Annotated in this window: 4 protein-coding genes; all 4 read right to left on the bottom strand. The window is 27.4% G+C overall.

Annotated elements, in window-relative coordinates; all coding sequences use genetic code 11:
- A partial coding sequence (locus F0460_RS16020) for a hypothetical protein (RefSeq protein WP_150015104.1) occupies window positions 1-181 on the bottom strand: 181 nt, incomplete at its 3' end.
- Window positions 182-632: 451 nt separating this feature from the next.
- A complete protein-coding gene (locus F0460_RS16015) occupies window positions 633-1,166 on the bottom strand; it encodes an Imm63 family immunity protein (protein ID WP_223810847.1) in 534 nt (177 codons plus the stop codon).
- Window positions 1,167-1,271: 105 nt separating this feature from the next.
- Window positions 1,272-1,646 carry a hypothetical protein gene (locus F0460_RS16010; RefSeq protein WP_150015102.1) on the bottom strand — a complete coding sequence of 125 codons (375 nt, stop codon included), beginning with the start codon at window positions 1,644-1,646 and terminating at the stop codon, window positions 1,272-1,274.
- Window positions 1,647-3,139: 1,493 nt separating this feature from the next.
- Window positions 3,140-3,436, bottom strand: a 297-nt coding sequence (locus F0460_RS16005) for a tetratricopeptide repeat protein (protein WP_150015100.1), incomplete at its 5' end; no start/stop codon positions are given.

Below are 3,436 nucleotides of genomic sequence, written 5' to 3'. Positions count from 1 at the left end.
TAGGACCTTCCACTTCGTAATCTGTTCCTTCTACACATATTACCGCATGTTTAAAAACAATATAAATGCAGTAATACTGTAAAGTATTAAACGATCTGTTCCCATTGTTTCGTTCTATTATTTGTTGAAGAGTATTTATATTGAAACCATCAGATTTCAACTGTTGAGATAATATATACATGCATTATATTTTTAGTTATGTTTTAAAATCTTAACAAGCTGCTTACTGTATGAAGTTACTGAATTTAAGTGATGTAAAGCCTTTAATTGGCCAAGTTTTAACTAATTTTTTTTAATTAATATTTAAAATTCCTTGCTATTTATATTTAGTAATTTTCATAACTAAAAACGGACAGTTTTTTTAAAATAATGCTCCAATAGAATTTGATAAGATGAATGATAGAACTAAAAAGTTGCTTTTTTATATAGTTAGACATTCTATATTGTGAAAAGCTAAACGGTTTTCTGCAGCCTAAAGTGGTTATTTAGCACTTTGGTTTTTTGAAAATCTATAGATAGTAATCATTCAATCAAGCTCTTTATTGTTTGTAAAAGAATCATAGAACGATGTTTTAAAAAAAAGAGGTTGTAGCAAAACCTCCAATCTGTTACTTCTCAGTCTTTAGGTGGTTCTATTTAAAGGGATATTTTTTGTAAGCAATTTTTTCAATATCTTTTTCAGAATAACCTTTTTTCCTAAGTTTAGAACAATAACTTGCACGTAAACCTGCAAAATCATCAATCGGATAATTCTTTAATATATTAGTTTGACATTCAATTTCTCTTTCTTGCCAATCGTCGTTAAGCTTTTTAAGTAACTCGTTTTGTTTCTCAAAAATCATTCGGCGACAATCCTGAGTTTCAATTCTGTTTTTTAGTTCAAAATCACAAGCCATTGAAAAAGTAATTCCGGAAAATATCCAATAAAGTAACTCATCTACATCTTTTGCAATTTTGTCTTCAAATATCTGACCCCGCTCACGAACTTTCAAATGCATTTCTCCAGAAGAATCAATTTCTATAAAAGGGTAGGCAAAATCATTTTCTTCCCAAATCTGCGTGGTTGAATTTTCGGTTAATCCTATTCTTAATGCAAGCTCTTTAATTTGCTGTTTTAATTTCAAAATTAGATTCTCTTTAATATACTTTTCCCTATTTTTTCCCATATTTAAAAGCAGTAAATTTTTATATCTATTAAAATTTATTTTACCGGAATGCAGTACTTTCTACTAAAATTTTTTGTCCGAATATTTAGATTATGTTGAATAGTGCTATTCAACTGTCTTTTTTTTCAGAATAAAAACAATACCGTTAGTACCGCCATTTCCATTAGTTGTTTCACTAAGAATAAGTGTATCGGTCAGTTCAAATCCTTCCGATACCATAAAATTCAATACCGAAGCATACGATTTTTTGTCGGTAAGCAGTTCGGATAAATCCTTTCCTTTAACAATCTGTTCGTCAGTATCACCTAAATCGACCTGTACTTTTAATTTTTTAGAAAATATTTTGCCCGATACCGACACGTAAGCGTATGTATCATTCATTTCCTTCATCTTTTCAGTCTCTTGTGTTTGTGAGTAAAGGTTACTGTTGCATGCAAGCAGCGTAAAGAATAAAAGTTTAAAGCATATCGTTTTTTTCATTTGTAAGTAAATTTTATCAAAATTAAATTTTATTTATAAAATAAAGAATAGCTGTAAGTCAATAATAGCAAACATGTATGTTTGATTATCGGTGTAATGCTTAATAAAATTCAATTTTAATTTTATTAAGGTCAAAAACCACATTATTTATAAAATAGATAGTATAAAAATCAGATAGTTTAAGTTGTGGAACATGCGTAAAACCGTAATAATATTTTGTAGGTGTTTTTAGCTTTATTTGTATTAGTTGCTTTTTTATCAATTTATTTTGTATTAGTATCAAAGTTGATAAATTAATAAATTCTACTTTTACAAAATGTAAAAACCAAATATCTCACCAGTATGTTTAAATATGAAGAAATGATGCTCATTAGGCAATGTCTACTCGAAAAAGTGGATCAAAATTTAAAAAAGTTAAGAAAACATAATCAAGAAACTTTGCAAATGGTTGCTATCGTTAAAAAAATTAATCTTGTTTTGGATATATCCTAAATCCAAAAATAAAACTTCCTTAAATTAAGGGGGGGATTTTTTATTGCAGGTTACCTGTAAACTTATAAGCCCAAAAATAGAATATTTAAAAAAAAGCGGAGGTTTCGGTTGTATAACTGTTATAGTGAGTAAAGTGACCCACTAAAAACAGCCGTTTATAAAAAGTTTCTTCTCGATTAGAAGACTAATTATCTAATAAAAAAAGAAAAGCACCTGCCAATAAAGACAGATGCTTTTCCATAACCAAAAAAACACTTATGAATTTTAAATTTAGATAATTTTTTTCAAATAAAAAAGAATAAACTAAATTAATATAGTGCAGGTTCAAGCATTTGTTTTTCTTATTACATAATATGTACAAAAAAAGAGGTTACAAAGTCACCTCTTTAAACGTAAAATAAACTTTGATGACATCGGAAGGAATTAAAAAAATACCTGCAATTTCTCACAGGTATTTCACTAAGTAACAATTACATTAATTCTGTCATCATTCAAATATATAATTTTTTTCAAAATAAAAAAAGGATTGCATTAACAATCCCTTCGCTCCTTATAAAGACATAATATCATTAATAAATAGATTAAGTTGATAATTATGTGTTTCAAAAATAGTAATAAAAATGATTTATCAACATTAAAAGTAGATTAGAAATTAAAAATAAGTTTACGTACCGTAATTGCTTATTATATTCAGCATTGTCTTTGGCTTTATTTATTTCCCCGATGTCCAACAAATAAGGCATAATGTATTTTAAACGCACACCTACAATAAAAGGGTGTTCTTAATCTGTTATTCAAATATTTCAAAACAACAGCTGTTAAGCAAAACATCCCGCAAACAGAATAATGAAAGATCACCTTTTCAAGTCAAGCCTTCAAACCAATCAAAATTTTCTGTTTTTTTATTCTTTGTTTCCCTGCTTTCACTTTGTTTGGTATTTCACACTTAGATAGTAAAGGCAATAAACGTGATAACTTAAAATTTCAATATTATTTTCATTTTATAATCGGATTAGTTCGTTTTCTATTAAGTACTTTTTTCTAATTTTTTGTTTCATCTTATTCATAACCAGAATGAATAAATCATCGGATTCTTTTGGATTGATTTCTTTGAGAATTCTAGCTTTTACTAAAGATAAATAAATGTGCTCTTTCTGTAGTTCTTTTTCTATTTTTGAAAGAATTTCCAAAGCTTTTTCCGTTTTACCAATCTTGCTCAAACAAAAACAATAGTTCATTTTTACAATAGGCGATTGCGAAACTTTTTGCATCATTTCGTATAATTTCACAATGTCATT

Source organism: Paenimyroides baculatum (assembly GCF_008629655.1).
GTDB lineage: Bacteria > Bacteroidota > Bacteroidia > Flavobacteriales > Flavobacteriaceae > Flavobacterium > Flavobacterium baculatum.
The sequence above is the reverse complement of the archived record's forward strand: the minus strand, read 5'-3'. Positions and strand labels throughout refer to the sequence as shown.

What these genes read in the sequence shown, in the direction of transcription:
- F0460_RS16010 (WP_150015102.1), bottom strand. Translation starts at nt 1,646, where the DNA reads ATGAAAAAAACGATATGCTTTAAACTTTTATTCTTTACGCTGCTTGCA.
- F0460_RS16015 (WP_223810847.1), bottom strand. Translation starts at nt 1,166, where the DNA reads ATGGGAAAAAATAGGGAAAAGTATATTAAAGAGAATCTAATTTTGAAA.